This is a genomic window from Draconibacterium mangrovi (genome assembly GCF_010586825.1).
Lineage (GTDB): Bacteria > Bacteroidota > Bacteroidia > Bacteroidales > Prolixibacteraceae > Draconibacterium > Draconibacterium mangrovi.
This window is the reverse complement of the sequence record NZ_JAAAGB010000008.1, coordinates 261,925-287,296: the sequence shown is the minus strand read 5'-3', so window position 1 is coordinate 287,296 and position 25,372 is coordinate 261,925. Positions and strand designations below refer to the sequence as shown.

The 25,372-nt window shown below is 43.3% G+C and carries 16 protein-coding genes and 1 pseudogene; 16 read left to right on the top strand and 1 reads right to left on the bottom strand.

Annotated features, from left to right (window positions below; translation table 11 throughout):
• The 10 genes and pseudogenes from G4420_RS18675 to G4420_RS18630 all read left to right on the top strand — a co-directional run.
• Positions 1–328 (top strand): annotated as a pseudogene (locus G4420_RS18675) (gfo/Idh/MocA family oxidoreductase); the annotation flags it as partial.
• 82 nt (positions 329–410) lie between these two features.
• The gene (locus tag G4420_RS18670) at positions 411–1,475 is read left to right on the top strand and encodes a glycoside hydrolase family 43 protein (protein ID WP_163325458.1); all 1,065 of its coding nucleotides are present in this window, start codon (positions 411–413) and stop codon (positions 1,473–1,475) included.
• A gap of 13 nt (positions 1,476–1,488) precedes the next feature.
• Entirely contained in the window at positions 1,489–2,643 is a 1,155-nt protein-coding gene (locus G4420_RS18665; protein ID WP_163325457.1) for an aldose epimerase family protein, read from the top strand.
• A 257-nt stretch (positions 2,644–2,900) separates the two neighbouring features.
• Entirely contained in the window at positions 2,901–4,007 is a 1,107-nt protein-coding gene (locus G4420_RS18660) for a glycoside hydrolase family 43 protein (RefSeq protein WP_163325456.1), read from the top strand.
• Positions 4,008–4,010: 3 nt separating this feature from the next.
• Positions 4,011–5,876 (top strand): glycoside hydrolase family 127 protein, encoded by a 1,866-nt coding sequence (locus G4420_RS18655; protein ID WP_163325455.1) that lies wholly within the window; start codon positions 4,011–4,013, stop codon positions 5,874–5,876.
• Between the two features lie 16 nt (positions 5,877–5,892).
• Positions 5,893–7,449 carry a glycoside hydrolase family 43 protein gene (locus tag G4420_RS18650; protein ID WP_163325454.1) on the top strand — a complete coding sequence of 519 codons (1,557 nt, stop codon included), beginning with the start codon at positions 5,893–5,895 and terminating at the stop codon, positions 7,447–7,449.
• 11 nt (positions 7,450–7,460) lie between these two features.
• The gene (locus G4420_RS18645) at positions 7,461–8,453 is read left to right on the top strand and encodes a glycoside hydrolase family 43 protein (RefSeq protein WP_163325453.1); all 993 of its coding nucleotides are present in this window, start codon (positions 7,461–7,463) and stop codon (positions 8,451–8,453) included.
• A 27-nt stretch (positions 8,454–8,480) separates the two neighbouring features.
• On the top strand, positions 8,481–10,484 hold the full coding sequence (locus G4420_RS18640) for a beta-L-arabinofuranosidase domain-containing protein (protein WP_163325452.1): 2,004 nt from the start codon (positions 8,481–8,483) through the stop codon (positions 10,482–10,484).
• Between the two features lie 132 nt (positions 10,485–10,616).
• A complete protein-coding gene (locus G4420_RS18635) occupies positions 10,617–11,591 on the top strand; it encodes a family 43 glycosylhydrolase (protein WP_163325451.1) in 975 nt (324 codons plus the stop codon).
• Positions 11,592–11,618: 27 nt separating this feature from the next.
• Entirely contained in the window at positions 11,619–13,433 is a 1,815-nt protein-coding gene (locus tag G4420_RS18630; RefSeq protein ID WP_163325450.1) for a glycoside hydrolase family 2 protein, read from the top strand.
• A 288-nt stretch (positions 13,434–13,721) separates the two neighbouring features.
• Here the strand turns inward: G4420_RS18630 and G4420_RS18625 are convergent, their stop codons facing one another.
• Complete coding sequence (locus G4420_RS18625; protein WP_163325449.1) at positions 13,722–14,453, bottom strand: GntR family transcriptional regulator; 732 nt, start codon at positions 14,451–14,453, stop codon at positions 13,722–13,724.
• A gap of 227 nt (positions 14,454–14,680) precedes the next feature.
• Between G4420_RS18625 and G4420_RS18620 the strand changes: the two genes are divergently transcribed.
• Genes G4420_RS18620 through G4420_RS18595 form a run of 6 tightly spaced genes read left to right on the top strand, consistent with a single transcriptional unit; the run spans position 14,681 to position 25,369 of the window.
• Positions 14,681–17,806, top strand: a complete 3,126-nt coding sequence (locus tag G4420_RS18620; RefSeq protein ID WP_163325448.1) for a GH92 family glycosyl hydrolase — start codon at positions 14,681–14,683, stop codon at positions 17,804–17,806.
• A 10-nt stretch (positions 17,807–17,816) separates the two neighbouring features.
• Positions 17,817–19,103 (top strand): glucosidase family protein, encoded by a 1,287-nt coding sequence (locus G4420_RS18615; protein ID WP_163325447.1) that lies wholly within the window; start codon positions 17,817–17,819, stop codon positions 19,101–19,103.
• Positions 19,104–19,117: 14 nt separating this feature from the next.
• Entirely contained in the window at positions 19,118–21,451 is a 2,334-nt protein-coding gene (locus G4420_RS18610) for a GH92 family glycosyl hydrolase (protein WP_163325446.1), read from the top strand.
• Positions 21,452–21,508: 57 nt separating this feature from the next.
• A complete protein-coding gene (locus tag G4420_RS18605) occupies positions 21,509–23,272 on the top strand; it encodes a class I mannose-6-phosphate isomerase (protein WP_204273744.1) in 1,764 nt (587 codons plus the stop codon).
• Positions 23,273–23,282: 10 nt separating this feature from the next.
• Positions 23,283–24,212 (top strand): ROK family protein, encoded by a 930-nt coding sequence (locus G4420_RS18600; RefSeq protein WP_163325445.1) that lies wholly within the window; start codon positions 23,283–23,285, stop codon positions 24,210–24,212.
• 14 nt (positions 24,213–24,226) lie between these two features.
• Positions 24,227–25,369, top strand: a complete 1,143-nt coding sequence (locus G4420_RS18595) for an MFS transporter (RefSeq protein WP_163325444.1) — start codon at positions 24,227–24,229, stop codon at positions 25,367–25,369.
• Positions 25,370–25,372: the final 3 nt, after the last annotated feature.

Below are 25,372 nucleotides of genomic sequence, written 5' to 3'. Positions count from 1 at the left end.
AGGAGGCTCGCACGGAAGTACTTTATCGATACTGCCGTCGAAAAAGGCAGAAAAAGTGAAACAAAACCTACCGGAAGTTCCCAAAAGTCCATCCAGTCACTTCGAAAACTTTGTACTGGCTTGTAAAGGCGAAGAGAAAACACGCTCGCCGTTTGAGGTTTCCGGGCCGCTAAGCCAGGTATTTGTTTTGGGAACGCTGGCACAACGCCTGAATACCACACTGAAATTTGATCGCGAGAGCAAGCAGATCACAAACAGTTCGCTGGCAAACGATTTATTGCAAGGCCCTCCTCCACGTAAAGGTTGGGAAGAATTCTATCTTTTGTAGTCGATTACATTTATCAGAATAGTCAGAAGTAACATATAACGGAGAGGCGTGCGTGTACGCCTCTCCGTTGAAATAAAGAAAAATGCAGTTGAGAATTTATATAACACTGTTCTTGCTGGTAGCGCTTTGTGCCTGCGCTAAAAGCGAAGACTTACCAAAAGATACGGTAGAAACAACTTTTACTAATCCCGTTTGGAACGGTGCCGATCCGTGGCTGGTAAAACAGGGCGACGACTATATTTACTGTTTTTCAAGAAACAACGGAATTGCTGTTTCCAGTTCAAAATTAATGACCAAAAGAGAACCGGCAAAAACCATTTGGAAAGCACCAGCAACAGGATGGAACAGCAACTGTGTATGGGCACCGGAAATCCATTTTATTGATGGGCACTGGTATGTTTATTATGCTGCCGGCGTTTCGGGGCCTCCTTTTATTCATCAGCGAACAGGGGTTTTGCGCTCGGTAAACGATAATGTTTATAGTGAATACGAAGATATGGGGATGTTGAATACTGGCGACAATCCTGAGGATAGCTCAAAAAACGTTTGGGCTATTGATATGACCGTGCTGGAGCATAACGATAAATTGTACGCAATTTGGTCGGGATGGCTGGAACAAAGGGACACCGATGCCACACCGCAGCACCTTTTTATTCAGGAAATGGAAAATCCATACACCTTAAAAGGAAAGCGAGTTTTGCTCTCGTCGCCCGAAGAAAGCTGGGAAACCGGTGGTCCGTTAAATTTGAACGAAGGGCCCCAGGTTTTAAAACATGATGATCAGGTATTTATCATTTACTCCTGTCGCGAATCGTGGCTGAAAGAATACCGTCAGGGAATGTTACAGCTAGAAGACTCAGGCGCCGATCCGCTTGATCCTGAAAGCTGGGTTAAAACCGGTCCGGTTTTCGAAGGAAATGATTCTGTTCACGGAGTGGGGCATGTTTCGTTTGTTAAGTCGCCTGATGGCACTGAGGACTGGATTATTTACCACTCGAAAAAAACAACAGAACCCGGGTGGGATCGCGATGTACGGATGCAGCCTTTTACATGGAATGCCGACGGAACACCTGATTTTGGCGAAGCTGTTAAGGCTGGCAAACCGCTGCACTGTCCATCTGGAGAGGTAGAAATAGAACAAAATTAGATAAACAAATAAAATGAAATCAAGAAACCTATTTATTGCACTTGTTATGGCAACTCTTGCTGTTGCCTGTAATCAAAAACCTGCAGAGCAATTAATCTGCGGAAGTCTTAAAGAAGCAGATTTTAAAGCTACAATCGCTGGTAAAGAAACCGGTTTGTACGAGTTGAAAAACGGAGAACTTACCATGGCTGTAACCAATTATGGTGGTCGTATCGTTAGTTTACTGGTACCCGGTAAAAACGGAGAAATGGCTGATGTGGTCCTCGGATTCCCTTCAATCGATGCTTACCTGAACGCCAAAGAAGTATTTCACGGAGCATTAATCGGTCGTGTTGGAAACCGTATTGCAAAAGGTAAATTCTCGTTGAATGATGTAGAGTATACCTTGCCAATTAACAACGATCCTAATCATTTACATGGAGGCCCTGAAGGATTTCACAATGTAGTTTGGGATGTAAAAGCAGTGAACGACACATCAATTGTTCTCAGCTATCTGTCGAAAGACGGCGAAATGGGCTACCCCGGGAATTTAAATGCAGAAGTAACTTATACGCTTACACCGCAGAATGAGGTTAAAATGGCTTACAAAGCCACAACCGATAAAAGTACGCCGGTGAATTTAACCAATCATGCCTTTTTCAACCTGAAAGGTGAAGCCAACGGAACGATCAATGATCACCTGTTGACCATCAATGCTGATAATTTTACGGCTGTTGATTCAACATTAATTCCATTTGGCGAAAATGTGCCTGTTGAAGGAACGCCGTTCGATTTCAGAGAAGCAAAAGCTATTGGTGCTGATTTGGCATTGCAAAGCGAAAACGAACAGTTGCAAAACGGTTTGGGCTACGACCATAATTTTGCACTGAATAAAACCGTTGATGGCGAAATGTCGTGGGCAGCAACTGTTGTTGAGCCGGCAAGCGGAAGAAAAATGGAGATATTTACGAAAGAGCCTGGTATTCAATTTTACGGCGGAAACTTTATGGATGGAGCAGATACCGGAAAATACGGAAAGACCTTTGATTTTCGTGAGTCGTTCGCTTTGGAAACACAACATTTCCCTGATTCACCAAATCAGCCTGCTTTCCCATCAATTATTTTAAATCCGGGAGAGACTTATTCTACGGCCAGTATTTACCGCTTTAGTGTAGCGGATACTCAATAAGAATTTAGAAAATTAATCGATTCAAAAAGGGAATACTTTTACCTGCCCAAAACCAAAAATCCATCAGGGAAGAATCCGGTTTCGGGCAGGTAATTATTGCCAATGGCCTGAACTTGATTATTTTCGTATTGTATACTAAAACCAACAACCTTTCAGTTGTAGTGGCCCGAAGAAAGAATATCGTTAACCACGAAACCGGGTTCATTCAATGGAAGTTTGATTGGTGGAAATTTTTAACTTAAAACCACATACCTATCATGAAACAGAATTGTTTTCACAACTTTTCTCTTATTTTGTTATTCCTGCTAACGACGTTTTTTACGGCTTGTCAGTCGGAGAAAAAGCAACTAAAAATCGAAAATCCTTTACCCGTTGAATTTGGTGATCCATACATTCTTAAAGCGTCGGATGGAATGTACTACATGATTGGAACCGGCGGAGTAAAAGACGGTTTTAAAATGTATTCTTCTGCCGATTTAAAATCGTGGAAAGATGAAGGCCGTATATACCAGGGAAATACTTCCGACTCGTGGAATACTGCTAATTTCTGGGCACCTGAGTTGTACGAAAAAGACGGCAATTTTTACCTGCTGTTTAGTGCCGACTGGCGCGAAAATCCGACTAACGAATTAGAAAATTTCCGTATTGGAGTGGCTGTGGCCGATAATCCAACCGGACCGTATACCGATTTGTTCGATCGTCCGATATTTGATCCGGGTTACCCGGTAATCGACGGTAATCTTTGGTTCGAAAACGATAAAGTTTACCTTTATTATTCGCGTTGTTGCTATAAAAATCCTGTTGAAAGCGAAGTGGCCGACTGGGCACGCGAAAAAGGAATGTTTGACGAGATTGAGGAAAGCTGGGTGTATGGAGTGGAACTGCAACCTGATTTTTCAGGAATTATCGGCGAACCAAAACTGTTGTTGCGTCCGCCCTTAAAAATGGACGATCAGCAAGCAGAATGGGAAAGCCGCTCGGTAACTTCAGGCGAGGTAAACCGCCGCTGGACCGAAGGATCGTACCTGTTTAAAAATGAAGATACCTACTACATTATGTATTCGGCCAACTATTTTGGCGGTAAAAATTATGCGGTGGGTTATGCCACTTCCGATTCGCCACTGGGGCTTTTCCAAAAAGCCGATAACAACCCGGTTTTGCAAAAAAATGTTGAGCAGGGTGGAATTGTAACCGGAACTGGACACAACTCGGTAACGGTAGCGCCTGATGGAAAAACAATGCTTTGTGTTTACCACGGAAGAACATCGGAAACCGGCGAGGAACGGGTTGTTTTTATCGATCCGATGGAAATTACTGCTGATGGGAAATTAGTTGTTCACGGACCAACAACAACACAAAAATAGGCGATGAAGAACGTTTTGAATATAACAGTTCTGGCACTGATCGTTGTATTTTCAGCCTACAAGAAACCTGCTTCAAATTACACTGCGCAGCAGGTGCCTTTTAATCAGGTTAAAATCACCGATCAGTTTTGGAGTTCACGATTGCAGGCGCATGCTCATGCAACACTCGAAACCTGTGTCGCGCAAACTCAGGATTCAACTCAACGCATCAATAATTTTATAAAGGCCGCCGGATTAATGGAGGGCGGACACGAGGGGATTTATTTTGATGATTCGGACGTGTATAAAGCCATGGAAGGCATTGCGTATTCGCTGATCAATAATCCAAATCCTGAGCACGAAACTTTGCTCGACAAGTGGATTGGATACATAGCCAAAGCACAGCAAGAAGATGGGTATTTGAATACCTTTTATACGCTGAACCATCCGGAGGACAGATGGACGGATATGGAGAAGCATGAGATGTATTGCGGCGGGCACATGATTGAAGCAGCCGTAGCTCATCATAAAGCTACGGGGAAAGACAGTTTTCTTGATGTAGCGGTAAAATTTGCCGATCATCTGGCATCAGAATTTGGCCCCGGGAAAAAACACTGGGTGGCCGGACATGAAGAAATAGAACTGGCACTGGTTAAGCTTTATCACCAAACCGGAGATAAAAAATACCTCGATCTTTCGCACTGGTTGCTCGAAGAAAGAGGGCATGGCCATGGTAAGGGTGAAATTTGGAATAAGGAACACTGGGGACCGGCTTATTGCCAGGACGATGTGCCGGTTTCAGAAATTTCGGATATAAAAGGACACGCTGTGCGTGCCATGTACCTGTTTTCGGGAATGGCAGATGTGGCAGCTGAAAAAGATTTACCGGCTTACACAGCTGCTCTTGAACGTGTTTGGGAAGATGTGGTTGAACGAAATATGTACATTACGGGTGGAATTGGCAGCTCAGGCGATAACGAAGGATTTTCAACCGATTATGATCTTCCGAACAAAGAAGCTTACTGCGAAACCTGCGCGTCAATAGGAATGGTTTTGTGGAACAACCGCATGAACCTGTTTTCGCAGGACGCCAAATACATCGATGTAATGGAACGATCGATGTATAATGGTGTATTGGCCGGCATTTCGCTTGAAGGAGATCGTTTCTTTTATGTGAATCCGTTAGAATCGGAAGGTCATCATCATCGCCAGCAGTGGTTTGGTTGCGCCTGTTGCCCAAGCAATGTGTCAAGGTTTTTACCTTCCGTTGGTGGGTATATATATGCCGTTTCCGGGGCAAAAGGAGTATTTGTGAATTTGTATGTGGGCAGCACGGCAACCATGGATGTTGAGCATACAAAACTGGAGCTTATACAAAACACCAATTATCCCTGGAATGGTAAGATCGAATTGGAAATTCAGCCTGAAAAGGAGACGGATTTTCCTTTATATCTTCGGATTCCGGGCTGGTGTAAATGTTTTTCCCTTTCAGTAAATGGCCAAAAGCAAAATGCCGCCAAACAAGAGAACGGTTATGTTGCCCTGGAAAGAAGCTGGAAAAAGGGAGATAAAGTAGAACTGAATCTCGACATGCCGGTTGAAGTTGTAGCTGCCGATCCGCGGGTAACCGCAAATGTTGGAAAACGTGCCATTCAGCGTGGTCCTTTGGTTTATTGTGTGGAAGAAAACGATCTGGTCAATAAAAACTGGAACGATCTTCAATTGACGGATGCCAGTACTTTTCAAACCGCTTATGCTTCAGGTATTTTGGATGGTATGGTTGAAATTCAGGGAAAAACCAGCGAGGAGAATTTTACGCTGATCCCATATTTTGCCTGGGATAACCGAGAAGCAGGAAGAATGAAAGTTTGGATCGATTACAATGAATAGTTTAGAATAAACAGTGATGATAAAACATATTTTAATTTTGGCAGTGGCTGCCGTATTATTTTCTTGTTCGGCACAGCAAAAAGATAAGGAGCCGGTATATTATAAAAACCCGGTTATTAAAGGAGATTTGCCCGATCCGTCGGTTGTCAGGGTAGGCGACATGTATTATGCCGTTGGCACCACCAACGATTTTGCTCCGGTTTATCCCTTGTTCGAATCAACCGATCTAATTAACTGGACAAGTATAGGAGCCGTTTTTAATGAGCCTCCTGTATGGGCTTCGGAAGATTTTTGGGCACCGGAACTTTATTATAACAACGGCACATTTTTCGTGTATTACACCACCAAACGAAAGGATACCGGAATTGCCTGTATCGGAGTGGCAACTACAAAAGATATTCACAAAGGATTTACCGATCAGGGGATTATAATTGAATGGGGCGACGAAGCCATCGATGCTTTTATTTTTAAGGATGACGATGGAAAATTATACATTACCTGGAAAGCTTACGGACTAACACCCGACCGCGAGATTCAGATTTTAGCGTCGGAATTAAGTGATGACGGTTTGAGTTTAGTCGGTGAACAATTTTCCCTAACCGATCAATCAAAAGGATGGGAAGGCCCCGGACATGAAGGACAATGTTTGATAAAACGAAACGGGTATTATTACCTGTTTAATTCGGCCGGAGGTTGTTGCGATAACCGTTGCGATTATCACGTACTGGTGGCTCGTTCCAAAAACCTGAGAGAAGGCTGGGAGCAACTGCCTGAACCTATTTTGCAGGGCGGGGAAACCTGGCGTTGTACCGGTCACGGAACTTTGGTCGAAACACCCGATGGAAGTTATTTTTATATGTATCATTCATATAATGCCACCGATTTTGAATTTATTGGAAGGCAGGTAATGCTGGATGAAATGTTATGGAACGAGGAAACGGGGTGCCCCTATTTTAAAGGTGGTACACCATCCGAAATGGCTCCGGTTCCGTTTGAGAACACCGTTCAAAAAGTTGATTCTGTTTTTAGAGATGATTTTTCAACCGATAGAAATTTATCCGGCTTTGAGTGGGATGTAAAAGGGGTGAAATTTGAGTCGAAAATTGATGCCGGCGAGTTGGTAATTAGCACTCAGGAAAGCGGAGCCGCATTTTTGGGATTACGTCCTGAAACAGGAAATTACAGTCTCACTTCAGAAGTTATTCCTGCAGAAGAGCTCAGCGGTATAGGTATATACAGCAATCAGGGCCATGTATTGAGTCTGGCCGTGGATAAATCGAAATTGGTGCTTTATCAACTAAACAAGGGCGAAGAGCAGATTCTTGCCGAGGAGAAATTGAATAATCCTGCATCCGTGTTCCTAAAGTACGAAGCTGTATCCGGCCGCTACTTTCAGTTCTTCTGGTCGGAAAATGGCGAAGACTGGATGCCTGTTGTGGTAAACAACGAACAGCAGGTTGACGGAACATTTCTGGCACAATGGGGATTTGCTCCGCGAGTTGGATTCGTAACCCGCGGAAAGGAGAAAAGCACCTTCCGTTTTTCAACATTAGAAATTAAATACAACTATTAATAATTTATATGATGACAATCCGTAAAATTTCAAGTTTATTACTTATTTCCTGTTTCTTAGTATTGTTTCTGAACAGTACAGCTCAAAAAAGAACAGGCAACAATCATAATCCGGTTTTTGAAGGTTGGTATGCCGATCCTGAAGGAATTGTATTCGGAGATGAATACTGGATTTACCCAACTTATTCGGCACCATACAACGAACAGGTTTTTATGGATGCTTTCTCGTCAAAAGACCTGGTGACCTGGGAAAAGCATGAACGAATTATTGATACCACAGAAGTAAAGTGGGCATGGCGTGCCATGTGGGCGCCGGCCATTATTGAAAAAGACGGAAAATATTTCCTGTTTTTTGCGGCAAATGATATTCAGAGCGATGAGGAAGAAGGTGGAATAGGAATTGGTGTTGCCGATACTCCGGGAGGACCATTTAAAGATTACCTTGGTAAACCGCTGATCGATAAATTTTACAACGGTGCACAACCCATTGACCAGTTTGTTTTTCACGATAAAGACGGCCAGTATTATATGTTTTATGGTGGCTGGCGTCATTGTAACATTGCTAAGCTAAAGGACGATTTCACAGGCTTTGTTCCTTTTGAAGATGGTGAAATTTTCAAAGAAGTTACGCCCGAGGGTTATGTGGAAGGTCCGTTTATGTTTATCCGCAACGGCAAGTATTATTTTATGTGGAGCGAAGGTGGCTGGACCGGGCCCGATTACAGCGTGGCTTATGCCATCGCCGATTCGCCATTCGGACCATTTGAACGTGTTGGAAAGATTCTGAAACAGGATCCGGAAGTAGCAACAGGCGCCGGACACCATTCGGTAATTCATGTTCCCGGAACTGATGAATATTACATTGTTTATCATCGCAGACCACTGGGTGAAACTGATGGAAACCACCGCGAAACCTGTATCGACCGCATGTACTTTGATGATGAGGGATTTATTAAACCCGTAAAAATTACATTCGAAGGAGTGCAGGCCCGGCCTGTAAAATAAAACCTAAAATAATCAGAACTTAAACCGATGAAAAAATTACCACTACTTTGCCTTGGCCTGATTCTGATCGCTTTTTCATCTTTCGGAAAAGAGAAACGAAACAGCCATTATATAACCAACCAGGCACCGTTGATTAATCAACCCTATACGGCACTTCCTTTGGGGGCGGTAAAAGCTGAAGGATTTTTGCTTGAAATGTTAAAGATCCAGCGAAATGGATTAACCGGCCATCTGGATAGTATTTACGAAGTGGTGTGTGGCGATAATAACGGTTGGTTGGGAGGAACCGGCGATGGATGGGAGCGCGGACCATATTGGATTGATGGACTTGTTCCGCTGGCTTATCTATTAGATGATGACGAACTAAAAGCAAAAGCCCAGAAATGGATCGAATGGAGTATTAATAACCAGCAAGAAGATGGCTATTTCGGGCCACAACCATTGCCCGAAGGGTATACGCCCATTCCCGGTACGCAGCAAACCATGCGTAACGATTGGTGGCCCAAAATGGTAATGCTTAAAGTATTGCAGCAATATTACACCGCAACCGGCGACGAGCGCGTGATCACTTTAATGACCAACTACTTTAAGTACCAGTTAAAAATGCTTCCCGAAAATGAATTGGGCTATGTAACTTTCTGGGCAAATCGTAGGGGAGGCGACAACCTTGCAGTGGTTTACTGGCTTTACAATATAACCGGCGATAAATTTTTGCTCGAACTGGCAGAGATCATTCATGAACAAACTTTTGACTGGACAAATGTGTATGCCGGCGATATGATTCGAAAGCTGAATCCATTACCCGATTTGCACTGTGTAAATGTAGCGCAGGGATTAAAAGAGCCGATCGTTTATTATCAGCAGCATCCCGAGGAAAAATACCTGGAATCGGTGAAGAAGGGACTGGCATCACTAAAAGATGTACATGGTTTTGTAAACGGCATGTATGGTGGTGATGAACGTCTGCACGGAAACGATCCAACACAAGGTTCGGAGCTGTGTTCGGCTGTTGAAATGATGTTTTGTTTCGAGAATATTATTCCAATAACCGGCGATGTTTATTATGCCGACTACCTGGAAAAAATAGCTTACAACGTGCTGCCAACCCAAAGTACCGATGATTATATGCGGAAACAATATTTTCAGCAGGCTAACCAGATAAAGGTATCGGATGATGAACGAAATTTTTTTAACGACCGCGAAGGACGAAATGTATTTGGAACTACAACCGGTTACCCATGTTGTTTGACAAATATGCACCAGGGCTGGCCAAAATTTGTACAAAGCACGTGGTTTGCAACGGCAGATAATGGTTTGGCTGCTTTGGTTTACGGACCTACTACAATTACTGCAAAAGTTGCAAATGGCGAAATGGTGACCATTAAAGAAGAAACCGGCTATCCGTTTAAAGAGCAAATTCAATTTACAATTGATTGTGAAAGTGCAGTAAGATTTCCGTTTCATTTGCGAATTCCTGAATGGTGTAAAACGTTCACATTAAAAGTAAACAATTCGGTTCAGCAAGTTGAAGCTGAAAATGGAATTGTAGTGCTTGATCGTGAGTGGAAGTCGGGCGACAAAGTAGAACTCAACCTGGGCATGGATTTCAGGTATAGTTACTGGCACGAAATGTCCTTGGGAATTGAGCGCGGACCACTGGTTTACGCCCTGAAAATTGATGAGGAGTGGCGTGAAGTAACAAACAATAAATACGATGATACTTTCTGGGAAGTGTTGCCAAAATCGCCCTGGAATTATGCTTTACTAAAAAGCGAAATAGATGAAAACAAGCTCGAGACTGAAGTAAGCGATGAAATAGCTAAAAATCCGTGGAATCTGGAAAATGCGCCGATTATTGTAAAAACAAAAGGTAAACGTATGCCTATCTGGACGGAGGATCGAAACATGGCCGGCAAAACTCCTTCACCAGCGTGGCCTTACCGTATTGTAGAGGAAAATGAGGATGAAATAATTTTGGTTCCTTATGGCTGTACAACTTTGAGGATTTCGGAATTCCCGGTTTGTAATTAAGGAGAGATATTTTTGGAGATACAAACAGTATCGCTGAAAATACTGTCGGTGTGCTTTATCTAATGCATGCGATAAATCATCATTAAGCATTTTTCCATGTAGTGTAGAATTAATAATTAAACAACTATTACTATGAAATACAAAATTCCGTTTACAGTAATTATTCTTTTGAATACCCTGGCTGTAATAGCACAGCCTGAAATGTATTACGGAGACACTTCCCGTTTGGGAAAAGCCTTTTCGAAAGATCCGCATGTTATCCATTTCGAAGGAAGATATTTAATGTACACAAGTGCACCGCCTTCTGAAACCGGAGATAATGATATGCAAGGGTGGGGAATTGGCGTAGCCGAAAGCTCGGATCTCGTCAACTGGGAAAAAATTGCCGATGTACCACCTTCTGGCGACCTGGAAGCAAAAGGTATATGTGCTCCGTGTGCATTGGTCGTAAACGATACGGTACATCTTTTTTATCAAACTTATGGCAACTGGCGAAATGATGCGATTTGTCATGCCTGGTCTGCTGACGGTATCCATTTTACAAGAAATACCACAAATCCGATCTTCCATCCAACGGGAGAATGGACCAGTGGCCGTGCAATCGATGCCGAAGTTTATTCATTTAATAACCAATATTATCTCTTTTTTGCCACACGCAACCCGGATATGCAAATACAGATTATGGGCGTGGCAGTTTCACCTCTTGATGGTGGTTTTAAACGTGAAAGCTGGACACAGAAGTGTGATAAGCCAATACTTACTCCGGAGTTTCCTTGGGAAGGAATGTGTACAGAAGGTGCATCTGTAATTCAGAAAGGCGAATGGCTCTATATGTTTTATGCCGGAGCTTACAACAACAAACCTCAGCAAGTTGGAGTTGCAAAAAGCCGCGACGGGCTGAAGTGGGAAAAATTATCGAATAAGCCATTTCTTACCAATGGCGATCCCGGAACATGGAACTCAAGTGAATCGGGGCATCCTCATATCTTTGAAGATCAGGATGGCAGAACGTACTTGTTTTTTCAGGGAAATAATGATCAGGGAGAAACTTGGTATATATCAAAAACAGAGGTCGGCTGGAATGAAAGCGGACCCTATTTAAAATGAATTTTTTAAACCAACTAATATTTTAAAATGAAACAAGGATTAATTGTTCTGATTTTTGCGCTGAGCGCATTAACAAGTATTGCCCAATGGAAGCCTGCCGGCGACAAAATTAAAACCCCATGGGCCGAAAAAATTGATGTAAACAATGTGTTGCCTGAATATCCGCGACCGATTATGGAACGCGCCGACTGGCAAAACCTGAATGGTTTGTGGAATTATGCCATTACCGATGCCGGGCAGGCACAGCCGGCTGATTTCGATGGTGAGATTCTGGTTCCTTTTGCGGTAGAATCAAGTTTGTCGGGTGTTCAGAAAACCGTTGGCGAAACAAAAGAATTGTGGTACCAACGCACTTTTACTGTGCCTTCGTCGTGGAAGGGTAAAAAAGTACTGCTGCATTTTGGTGCTGTGGACTGGAAGGCAGAGGTGTGGATTAACGACATAAAAATTGGTTCGCACAAAGGTGGCTACGATGCCTTTTCGTTTGATGTAACTCCATTCATAACCAAGTCTGGCGAGCAGAACCTGGTGGTAAAAGTTTGGGATCCTTCGGATAAAGGATTTCAGCCGCGCGGAAAACAGATTGGCAATCCTCACGGAATTTGGTACACTCCGGTTACCGGAATCTGGCAAACGGTTTGGCTCGAGCCTGTAAACGATAAACATATTACCGATGTTGTTGCCATTCCAAATATCGACAACGCAAGTTTAAAAGTTGATGCCGGTGTTTGTGGTGCTGATTTTGGCGATGTGTATGAGGTAATTCTGAAAGACGGAAATAGTGTTGTTTCAAGTGGAAAAGCTGTTGCCGGACAATCGGTGGAGCTGGCCGTTCCTAATGCAAAATTATGGAGCCCCGAATCACCGTTTCTGTACGATCTGGAAGTAAAACTTATTAGCAATGGAAAAACTGTTGATGCTGTTGACAGCTACACAGCCATGCGCAAGGTTTCGAGCAAACGCGATGAAAACGGAATTGTTCGCTTGCAACTGAATAACGAAGATTACTTCCAGTTTGGCCCATTGGATCAGGGCTGGTGGCCCGATGGTTTGTACACTGCTCCAACTGATGAGGCATTGAAATACGACATTCAAAAAACCAAGGATTTTGGTTTTAACATGATCCGTAAACACGTAAAAGTAGAACCGGCACGCTGGTATACGCATTGCGATGAAATGGGGATTTTAGTATGGCAGGATATGCCAAACGGCGACCGCTCGCCGCAGTGGCAAAACCGAAAGTATTTTGATGGTACCGAGTTAAAACGTTCTCCTGAATCGGAAGCTAATTACCGCACAGAATGGCAGGAAATAATGGACGAACACATGTCTAATCCATCTATTGTTTGCTGGGTGCCGTTTAACGAAGCCTGGGGACAATTTAAAACCGAAGAGATTGTTGAGTGGACCAAAAACCATGATCAAAGTCGTTTGGTAAATCCGGCCAGTGGCGGAAACCATTACCGTGTTGGCGATATGTTAGACCTGCACAATTATCCGGGACCCGATATGTATCTGTATGATGGAAGCCGTGCTAACGTTTTAGGCGAGTATGGTGGAATTGGCCTGGCTCTTGAAGATCATTTATGGGCCACCGATCGCAACTGGGGTTACGTTCAGTTTAAAAACTCAAAAGAAGTAACCGATAAATACATTGAGTATGCTGAAGAGTTGTACAAAATGGCAAAGACTGGTTTTTCTGCTGCAGTATACACACAAACCACCGATGTGGAAGGCGAAGTAAACGGGTTAATGACTTACGACCGTAAAGTGATTAAACTGGATGAAGCTCGTGTGCGCGAGATAAATCAGAAAGTATGTAAGGTTTTAGACGAAAAATAGATTTGGGACAAATTCAGTTTGCGAATAGTCTTTTATTTGTTATGGAGTTTAACGTTTAACGTTAAACTCCTTTTTTTGCTTTTTAATCGGCCAATTTTAGTCAGAAAACGGCTATTCAAAAACCGGAATTGAATTTTGTGTGGAAGGAGACTGTCCTGTTACTTCCGGCCATCCATTAACCCAAAGCACCTGGTCCATTAACAATACACGACCTTTATTAGGCGTGCTTCTAACAAAATTAGCTGATCACTTGTCTCTGTACACTCTTTATCACTCTTTGTTTTTTTGTTATTTGCGCTCACTTTCAACTGAAAAGACAAAACTATCGCCCCGGTAGTAACCCAGGTTGAATTCGATCGGGCGTTTGTTCTCGTCGTACACCAACCGGCGACGAAAAAGAACCGGGTCATCGTTCGGAATATTTAGCTTTTTACACAAAAAGGGTGTTGCTTTTATGGCGCTAATCTCTTCGTACGAAAGTGATGCTTTTACTCCGTATTTTTTTTCCAGTATTTCATACAGTGGATTGGCAAAATTTTCGTCGCTGCTGATGCCCAGTTCCGGGTTGAAATAGGAGATGAAGTAAACAAAAGGAAAGTCTTTTTTTCCGCGCAACCGTTCTAACGTCAGGACTGGTTGGTCGGGTTGCAAATTAAAAAACGAACATACTTCGTTGCCGGCAGTTTGCCAACTTACATGAAGTTCAAAATTCTGAACCTGAATTCCCAGTGCCTGCATTTCCTGCGAGAAACTGTACCAGTTTTTTGCCCGCCCCGATATTCCTTTCGCAGCCACTTTTGTGCCATAACCTTTCTTTCTGATGAGTAATCCTTCGTAAACCAGTTTATTAATCGCCTGGCGTAAAGTATTTCGCGAAATATTGAGTTGTTTTGACAGGTCGACTTCGTTAGGAAGCAATTTCCCCTTTTGGTATTCTTCCCTTTGTATCATTTCCCGAAGAAGTGCTTCAGCTTGTATGTGCAGTGGTGTTTGGCTTTTATGATCTATGTTCAACTTCATGTTTATACATTTATCTGCGCCCAAAGATACGCTAAACACAATAAAATAAAATATATTCCTCAATATTTTAAGTTTTTAAAAATATGTATATGTTTGCACAAGAATTTAAATGTATGAACATATGAATTTCGCAATTGTAAGTTACCTGATCGTTTTTGGCCAAATAAAATGACGGATTGTAGTAACTTGTAGTTTTTCGGAACTACGCGATTTTAATCTAAACCAATATGTACAAATTACTAAAATACTTGCTGGGGATTCTGTTCATTTTTAACGGAAATATTTATGCTAAAGTTGTTTGGGAGATCGGAACAAACAACAATTCTTCGGCAGATCTTGCCCTTGGTCCATCGGATTACAAGAATTTTTTGAGTAATGATTTTGGATTTGAAGACCGCTATTATTTAATTGGCGAATCATCTCCAAAAACAGATTTTCCGTATGTGTTGCCCGGACCGAATGATACCTGGGGCGGAACCTGGGGAACTGCAGGTTGGCGTACGCATGAAGTAAATATTTTGTTTGGCATAAAAGACTTACCTGCCGGAGAATGGAAATTGGTTATCGATTTGATTGATTCCAATCCCGATAAGTCGCTGGTGAAGGTTACAATAAACGATCAGTCGGCAAAATTCCGTTTAAAAGGAATATCGAATGAATCGATTAACGGTACAGTTGGTGAAACCTCCGAAAAGGTCCTGGAAATACCGGTTGATGAGGGAATTATAATAGAGGGCGGAAACTCTGTTAGCATAACCATTCTGGAAGGTTCGTGGATTGTTTTTGATGCCATCAGAATGGAAGGCCCGAAAGGAGTGGTGCTTTATAAAAATAAGGCAGGTTTTGTTCGGAATGTGGAAGCTGCTGATTACGAAATAGCAAAAGGGCATACCAATTTTCAGCCGCTGCTGGTTGATGTTGAGCATCTTTCAGGTTCTCCTGTTTTGCAGGTGCTTTTGGATAAACGGGCGATTTACTCAACACAGCTGGATACCGGACGCTACCAAATAGAGGTTCCAATGCCGGCGGTTTCAAAAGAAAAACGAAGCAACTATCAGATATTAATTGATGGTGAGGAGGTGCAGTCGGGCGAAATAGTGCGGGCACAGCAGCAATTGCAAACACTGGCTGATTATGTGGATACAAGAATCGGCACGGCGCATTCGCGTTGGATGATCGCTCCCGGGCCGTGGATGCCTTTTAGTATGGTAAAAATCAGCCCCGATAATCAGAATTCAGGATGGCAGGCCGGTTATCAACCTACTTTCGAATCACTTGGTTGTTTTAGTCACATTCACGAATGGACAATGGCCGGGTTGGGAATGATGCCCACCAACGGTGACCTTCAAATCAAGGTGGGCGACCAGTTTGAGCCTGAATCGGGCTATCGATCGCGCATTGATAAGTCAGCCGAAGAATCACCGCTCGGCTATTACAAGGTATTTCTTACCGATACCAAAATAGAAGCAGAAGTAACCGCTACCACGCGCTGTAGTTTTCAGCGCTACACTTTTCCGATGGAGCAGGACGGGCGCGTGATGATCGATCTGCACATTCCGGCAGAATACGATTATTTACTGAAGGAGGTGGAAATTAAGCTGGTGAATGCAACCCGTATTGAAGGGAGAAGTCACCAGATATCGCCAAGGCCAACCGTGTGGAGTAACGACGCTGATCAGGAATACACCGTAAATTTTGTTATTGAGTTCGATCAGCCGATTAAGAAAATTGGAGGTTGGAAGAATGACGAAATTTTCGACTCGAAGGTTATTTCCGGGAAAGATTTGAAAGATGCCGGAGTGTATGTAGAGTTCGATACAAAAAAGTCAAATGTGGTTCAGGTGCGTACAGGTATTTCGCTGGTAAGTATTGAAAATGCTGCAGAAAACCTTGAAACTGAAATTTCAGAACCGTTTGGCTGGAGTTATGAGGCGGTTGTGGAAAATCAAAAAAATAGTTGGAACAGCTACTTGTCGCGCATTCATATCGAAACAGATAATCGCCTGGAGAAAGTTCGTTTTTACAGCAACTTTTATCGCTCGATGTGCCGAAATACGTGGAGTGATGTAAACGGCGAATGGATTGCCCCGGATGAGACAAAACAAAAATTTTCAAATCCCAATCACCTGGCATTGGGCTGCGATGCCTTTTGGAACACATTCTGGAATTTGAACCAATTCTGGAATCTGGTAACGCCTGAATGGTCATCGAAATGGGTAAACTCGCAACTGGCCATGTATGACGTAAACGGCTGGCTAGCAAAAGGCCCTGCCGGAATGGAGTACATCCCGGTAATGGTTGCCGAGCACGAAATTCCGCAAATGGTGTCGGTCTGGCAAATGGGAATACGTGATTTCGATGCGGAAAAAGCATTTGAAGCGATGAAAAAAATGCAGACCACGCCTGCAACACAGGTAGCCGGGGGTTTTGCCGGAAATCGCGATCTGGTGGCCTACATGAAATACCAATACGTTCCTTCCGATTTAGGGCGTTTCTCTAATACGCTCGAATATTCGTACGACGATTGGTGCCTGGGACAATTTGCAAAAGCTTTAGGAAAGGAGGATGATCATAATATTTTTAACGACCGTGGAAGCTGGTGGAAAAATGCTTTCAATACCGAAACCGGTTATGCTCAAATGCGCGATAGCACTGGCGATTTTGAAAATCCGTTTGATCCTTTTCAAACCGGCCGCAATCATCATTATGTAGAAGGAAATGCCTGGCAGTTGAGCTACTTTGTGCCACAAGATGTTCCTGAATTGGCAAACTTTATTGGTGCCGACAAATTTGTTGAACGCCTGAACTGGGGCTTCAAAGGCAGCGAGCCCTTGCGGTATAATGCACCAAACGATCAGTATTGGGATTACCCGGTGGTTCAGGGAAATCAGCAGTCGATGCACTTTGCATTTCTTTTTAACTGGGTCGGAAAACCTTGGTTAACACAACGCTGGAGCCGCTCAATTATTGAAAAATATTATGGAACAGGTACTGCAAATGCTTACCTCGGCGATGAAGACCAGGGGCAAATGAGTGCCTGGTTGGTAATGGCTTCCATTGGCTTGTTTCAAACCGATGGTGGTTGCCGAACAGAGCCGGTTTACGAGATCGCCAGCCCTCTGTACGAAAAGATTGTTATTGATTTGGGCGAACGTTATGGCCGTGGGCAGACGTTCGAAATCACCGCAAAAAATGCGTCCCGAAAAAATAAATATGTACAAAGTGCCCGTCTGAACGGGAAAGCCTTAAACAGCTTCTTATTTCCGGCTTCTGAATTATTAAAAGGCGGAAAGCTGGAATTGGAAATGGGAGCCCAGCCAAACAAAAACTGGGGCGTAGCAGAAAACAACTAACACTAATAAAATGAAACGAATAGTATTTTTTATCCTTGCCATTTTGGTGCTTATTTCTTGTCAGAATCCTGAAAAAGAACTTAAAGCAGAACTGTCGGCACAGCTACAAAAAAACGAGTCAATTCTTTACACAAAAGAAAAAGCGCTTGAAATTGTTAAAACAGGTTTTAACGCCGGAGACGGGTATGCCGAAGTGTGGATCAGAGATTACAATACTTTTATTGAATTGGCAGCACAGGTTTATTCGGCAGATGAGTTAAAAAAGAACCTGCTCGTATTTTTCAGAATGCAGGGAGAGGATGGAAATATCATCGATGGGTTCACCCCCAGAAAGGATACAATTATTCGCGAGGACTTTATTTACACTGATCGGGAGCCTCGTTATGCCGGTCATAAAAATACTGTGGAAACCGATCAGGAATCATCGCTTGTTCAGGCTGTTTATAAGTATGTGCAGGCAACCGGCGATCGGTCGGTGTTAGATGAAGAAATTGCGGGGAAAACGGTAATTGAACGTTTGGATTGGGCGATGGAGTTCTTAAAAGAGCAGCGCTATTCAGAAGAATATGGTTTGTTATGGGGCGCCACTACAGTTGATTGGGGAGATGTTCAGCCCGAGCATAGCTGGGGCGTAGATCTGGATGAAAATACCCACCGCGCAATTGATATATACGACAATGCAATGATGATTATTGCATTAAACAACCTGGTAGAAATGGTGCCGGATTTAGCGGATAAATGGGCTCCTTTTTGCGAGCAACTATCTGCAAACTGTCGTAAACATTTATGGGATGATGAAAAGCAGCAGTTTATCCCTCATATTTATTTAGAAGGCTCGCCTTTTCCTGACGGCTTTGACGAGAGTGCCATCTATTATTTTGGCGGAACCGCCGTTGCAATTGAGGCCGGTCTACTGTCGAAAGAAGAAATAAAAGCATCACTTAACGAAATGATTTCGCGGGTAGAGCAGGCGGGGGCGGCTTCCATTGGTCTTACTTTGTACCCTGTATATCCCGATGGTTTTTTCCAAAACCCGGGAATGAAAGCGTATAGTTACCAAAACGGTGGAGACTGGACCTGGTTTGGTGCACGTATGGTGCAGCAATTGGTTGCCAACGGTTTTCTTAGCGAAGCCTACGAGCAGCTTTTACCGATGACCGAACGAGTGTTGGAAAATGAAGGTTTTTACGAATGGTACACCGTAAATAATGAACCTCGTGGATCTGGAACTTTCCGCGGTTCGGCAGGCGTACTTTATACCGCAATTACAAATCTTGAAAAATCAGTAAACAAATAATTTACATGTATAATATGAAGAAAATTACCCTTTTAGTATCGATCATTACACTATTTACGAGCTTTGTTTTCGGACAAGAGCTAACAAAATATGTCGACCCAAATATCGGAACCGCCCACTCGCGCTGGTTCTTTTACACGCCGGCAGCAGTGCCATTCGGAATGGCAAAACTGGCTCCGTCAACCAATGCACATTACGGGAATGAGCAGGGCTGGGAAGCCGTTGGTTACGACGACCGCGACAGTTCAATCGAAGGTTTTGCGAACCTGCACGAGTTTCAGGTGGGCGGAATTGTTTTTGCTCCAACAGTTGGCGAACTGCAAACTGTTCCGGGAGATCTTGACAATCCTGACGGCGGATACCGCTCGCGTTTCGACCGCAAAAATGAATATGCAACAGCCGGTTATTATTCGGTTTGGCTCGACGATTATAAAGTTAAAGCCGAGCTGACTGCCACAAAACGTGTTGGATTTCATCGTTATACTTTCCCGGAATCAGAGTCGGCAAATATTCTTTTTGATATTGGCAACCAACAAGGTGAAAGCGGCAAAGTAAAAGATGCGGAAGCTGTTATAACAGCAGATGGGCGAATTGAAGGTTATGTGATTACCGAACCTGAGTACGTAAAAAAATACCAGAAAGGCGCCGACGTTAAAATGTATTTCACGGCTGTTTTAGACAAAAAACCAACAGCATACGGAACTTTTAAAGGAACTGATATTTTCAGAAACGAAAAGAAGATTAACGGTGTAGGAGCCGGAGTTTTCCTCACCTTTTCCACTAAAGAAAATGAAGCGGTTACCATTAAAGTTGGTTTGTCGTATACTTCTGTTGAAAATGCCAGACTTAACCTTGAAACAGAGGCAAAGAATCTGACTTTTGAAAAGGCAAAGAAAGCCAGTCTCAAAACCTGGGAGGATTACCTGGGTCGCATTAAAGTTAGTTCCGATAACCACGATGATAAAGTGAAATTTTACACCGGGCTTTTCCATGCTCTGTTAGGGCGTGGTTTGGCCAGCGATGTGAATGGTGCTTACCCCAAAAATAATGGAGAAGTGGGACAAATTGCGTTGGACGAAAAGGGAAATCCTGTTCATAACCACTATAATACCGATGCCATTTGGGGAGCTTTCTGGAACCTGACACAATTGTGGGCCATTGCTTATCCTGAATATTATTCAGATTGGATTCAGAGTCAGTTGCTTGTGTACAAAGATGCCGGCTGGCTGGGCGACGGAATTGCATGTAGTAAATATGTTTCGGGAGTGGGAACCAATTTTACCAGCCTGGCAATAGCGGCGGCCTACAACTGTGGAATTCGCGACTTTGATGTGGAGCTGGGTTACGAAGCCGCGCTTAAAAACGAAATCGAGTGGAGAGATCGTATCGAAGGTGCCGGAAAGATGGATGTTCGTCAGTTTGTGGAGCGCGGCTATAGCCCGTACGACGAACGTTATGCCTGGGTGACCGTTGACGAAGGATCGGGATTCTCAGCTTCGCACACACTGGAATATTCGTTCAGCAGTTTTGCGGTAGCTCAATATGCCAAGCACCTTGGCAAAACCGACGATTATAAATTGTTATCCCGCCTGTCTGATGGATGGAAGTTGTTATTTGATGAAGAAACAAAACTGATCAGGCCAAGAGATCTTGACGGTAATTTCATTCAGAACTTTGATCCCCTGGCACCATGGATTGGTTTTCAGGAGGGGAACGCCATTCAATACACTTTTTATGTGCCGCACCAGCCCGAAGAATTGGTGAAGAAACTGGGACGTGAAACCTTTAATAATCGACTGGACAGCATCTTTATTGCATCGCAAAAAAATATTTTCGGAGGCGGAAAAGAGGTGGATGCATTTGCAGGCCTGAAAGCTTTATACAATCACGGAAATCAACCGAATTTACATATCTCGTGGATGTTTAACTTTTCGGGTAGACCCGACCTGACCCAAAAATGGGTGCGTGCCATTTGCGACGAATTCTACGGAACAGAAGGGATTCACGGCTATGGTTACGGACAGGATGAAGACCAGGGGCAGCTTGGTGCCTGGTACGTAATGGCCGGTATTGGTTTATTCGATGTAAAAGGTCTGACTGCTATCGATCCTGAAATGCAGATTGGCAGCCCCTTGTTTGATAAAATTACCATACAGCTTAACCCCGATTATTACAAAGGAAAACAGTTTGTTATTGAAACGGAAAATAATTCGAAAGACAATGTTTATGTGCAAAAGATTGAGTTGAACGGAGAAGTTCAAAATTCACCTTTTGTTAAGTTTCAGGATATTGTAGATGGTGGCAAACTTAAATTGAATATGTCGGGAACGCCAAAAATCAATCAGTAATAAGTTAAACTCAATTCTCTGTTTGCGACCAAAGTCGCGTAAAATGTAAATTAGATAATGGAAAAACGGAAAACAACACAGTTTTTAATGCCTGTTGAAAAAGACGGCGCGGTGGTGAATGGCTACGATATATATCCATCGTTAAAATTGGGAGGCGATGTAATTTCAACCGATTTGTCGGCACTTGCCGAAAAGCTTAAAGGAGAAAGCACAATTATTCTCGACGGTTATGTTGGAGTATACTTCGAAAACTTCAGGTTGTTATTGGATAATGCGCTCACCGCATTGGGAAAAACAACCAACTGGGTAAATGTGGAAGCGGCCTTAAAGCCTGAAAACGAAATCGATGAACTGATTTCTCCGTTTTTGGGCGAAGAAGATTCTATATTCGGAACGAGGGCAGCCATTAAACTGGAAGATTATTTTGATTCAGAAAAACTCAAGAATATAACAGCTGAAGCAAACACCGATATTAACGTGATTTATGGCGCCGGAGCATCACTTGCAGGTTGGGATGGAAAGCTATTGTATATCGATTTGCCCAAAAACGAGCTGCAGTTTCGTGCGCGTGCCGGAAGCATAAAGAACCTGGGAGCAAGCCAGTGTTTCGACATGAAAAAGATGTACAAACGGTATTATTTTGTCGACTGGATTGTACTCAATAAACACAAAAAGGAGATTTTAAATGTCATTGATGTGATCATTGACGGCCAGCATGAGGATGTATATTCATGGATGGACGGCGAAAATTTGCGCGCAGGTTTAAAGACAATGGGCGAGAACTTTTTCCGCGTACGTCCGTGGTTTGAGCCCGGCGTTTGGGGAGGAACCTGGGTTAAAGACAATATCGAAGGTTTAAATTCGGATGTGCCGAACTATGCGTGGTCGTTTGAATTGATTACGCCTGAGAATGGGATTGTGTTTGAAAGCTCGCGAAGACTGCTGGAAGTTTCTTTTGATTTGCTGATGTTTGGCGAGGGCGAAGCAGTTATGGGAGAAGCCGATCATACAAAATATGGCGATGAGTTTCCCTTACGATTCGATTTCCTGGACACTTTCGATGGCGGAAATTTGTCGGTGCAGTGTCATCCGCGTCCGGAGTATTGTAAAGAGCATTTTGGCGAAGACATTACGCAGGAAGAAACCTACTACATTCTTGACCGGAAAAATGATGCTTCAGTGTATATCGGATTTCAGGACGACATAGAACCGAAGAAATTTGAAACCGCTTTATGGGATAGTTTCAACACAAACACGGCGATTGATATAACTAAATATGTGCAGGTTTTTCCGGCAAAGAAGCATGATCTTTTCTTGATTCCGCCGGGAACAATTCACGGATCGGGTATCGATAACCTGGTGTTGGAGATCAGCACAACGCCCTACATTTTTACCTTTAAAATGTACGATTGGGTGCGCCCTGATTTAGATGGAAATCCACGTCCGCTGAATATCGAACATGGAATGAAAAACCTGTATTTCGACAGAAAAGGGGAGAAGGTGAAAAAGGAACTGATTTCGGAGCCGGTACTGCTTCAGGAAGCGGAAGACTGGAAACTTTACGAACTTCCAACACATGAAAAACACAGCTATGGCGTTCATCGTTTTCATTTTACCAATGAGGTTGAAATTGAAACAGGAGGAAAATTTAATGTACTGAGCCTGGTTGAAGGAACATCTGTAACTGTTAAATCAGCAAACGGAATGGAAGATACATTTAAATTTGCCGAGACTTTTGTAGTTCCTGCAGCCGCAAAAAGTTACACTGTTCGTAATCATTCTGAGCAGGAAGCGATGATTGTTGTGGCATTTATGAAATAATGGAAAGCATATGAGTTACGCAGTTGGAGTAGATATAGGAGGAAGTCACATTAGCTCGGTTGTGGTTGATGTGAATTCCGGCGAAATGCTAAAGGATAGCCTGGCCGAGGTTAAAGTCGACAATCAGGCTGCTGCCAACGAGATTCTGGATAAATGGGCCGCTGCAATTAGTGAATCCATATTATCAATCGATAAAGAAAAACTGATTGGAATTGGTTTAGCCGTGCCAGGTCCGTTTGATTATAAAAATGGTGTTGCTTTGCTTAAGAACGTTGCAAAATACGACAGCCTATACGGAATTAATGTGGGCTACGAACTGAAAAAGCGTTTGGATTTGCCTGCTGAATTTCCTTTTCGCTATTCCAATGATGCGCTATCATTTGCTGTTGGCGAATGCTGGGGGAGCAAAGCTGCAAACTATAAAAATGTAGTGGCTATTACTCTGGGAACCGGATTTGGCTCCGCCTTTTTAAGCAACGGTGTTCCCGTAATTGAAGGCGATCGGGTGCCGGAATCGGGATATGTTTACCACATTCCCTACAAAGAGGGAATTGCCGACGATTATTTTTCAACACGTTGGTTTCTTGGTGAATATAAAACCAGAACAGGAATCGGCTGCAGTGGAGTAAAAGAGATTGCCGACCGTGTTGGCAACGATGAGGCTGCCAAAGCGCTTTTTGATGATTTCGGAAGCAATCTGGCCAATTTCCTTGTTCCCGTTCTTGCTAATTTTGATGCTGATTGTTTGGTGATTGGCGGAAATATCTCGCGGGCTTACCCATTGTTTAGCGCTGCTTTCCTACGAGTTTTGAATGAGCAGGAAATAAATATTGAAATACTGATATCAGAATTAATGGAGTCGGCTGCAATGGTGGGAAGTGCCCGGCTTTTGGACGACGAATTTTGGACTAAAATGGAGCCTTTGGTGGCTAAAATCTAACGATCAATAAAATTATGAGCAAAAAATCGAATTTAGCCGTACTGCCGGTTTTGTTTAGCTTCTTTATTATGGGCTTTGCCGATGTGGTCGGCATTTCATCCAGCTACGTAAAGCAGGATTTTGGCTTGAGTGATTCAATGGCCAACCTCTTACCTATGATGGTTTTTTTGTGGTTCGCCGTGTTTTCTGTACCCACGGGTGTGTTAATGAACAAACTGGGGCGGAAAAATACCGTATTGCTGAGTATTGTTGTTACGCTGCTGGCATTGCTGGTGCCATTGGCCACTTACAGTTATACCATGGTTCTGATTGCCTTTGCTTTGCTGGGCATCGGAAACACGATTTTACAGGTGGCCTTAAATCCGCTTTTAACCAATGTGGTTAGTGGCGAGAAATTAACCAGTAGCCTTACACTTGGCCAGTTTGTAAAAGCCATTGCTTCGTTTATCGGGCCTATTGTTGCAGGAGTGGCATCAGGCACATTCGGAAACTGGAAACTTATTTTCCCAATTTTTGCTTCAGTTACTCTGTTGTCGGGATTGTGGCTTTTATTGGCTCCGATTCAAAAAGAACAATCAAACAGTGAAACGGCAGGTTTTGCCGCAAGCTTTAGATTGTTAAAAGATCCGCTTATGCTGAGTTTCTTTTTTGCAATTGTGGTTTTAGTGGGAATCGATGTAGGTTTGAACGTTACTTTACCAAAGTTTCTGATGGAACGTACCGTGATGCCGTTGGAGAAAGCCGGATTAGGCACGAGCTTGTATTTTGCAGCCCGTACCATCGGTACTTTTATCGGCGCTATTTTATTGATGAAATATTCGGGGCGGAAATTTTACATCGGCAGTGCGGTTTTAGGAATATTCGCGCTGGTGGTTATGGTTGCTGTTCCCGGTCCGGTTTCGCTGATGTATATAATGATATTTTGTTCCGGGCTGGCAGTTGCCAATGTGTTTTCCATCGTATTTTCGGCAGCATTGCGCAGAAAGCCGGAGTATGCAAACGAAGTTTCGGGTTTGCTGATAATGGGAGTAGCCGGAGGTGCAATAGTTCCGCCGGTTATGGGTGTGGTATCTGATACTGCAGGACAAACAGGGGCAATGCTTGTTGTGCTTTTGTTATTTGTGTATCTTTTGATAAACGCGTTAAAAATGAAATAGCGG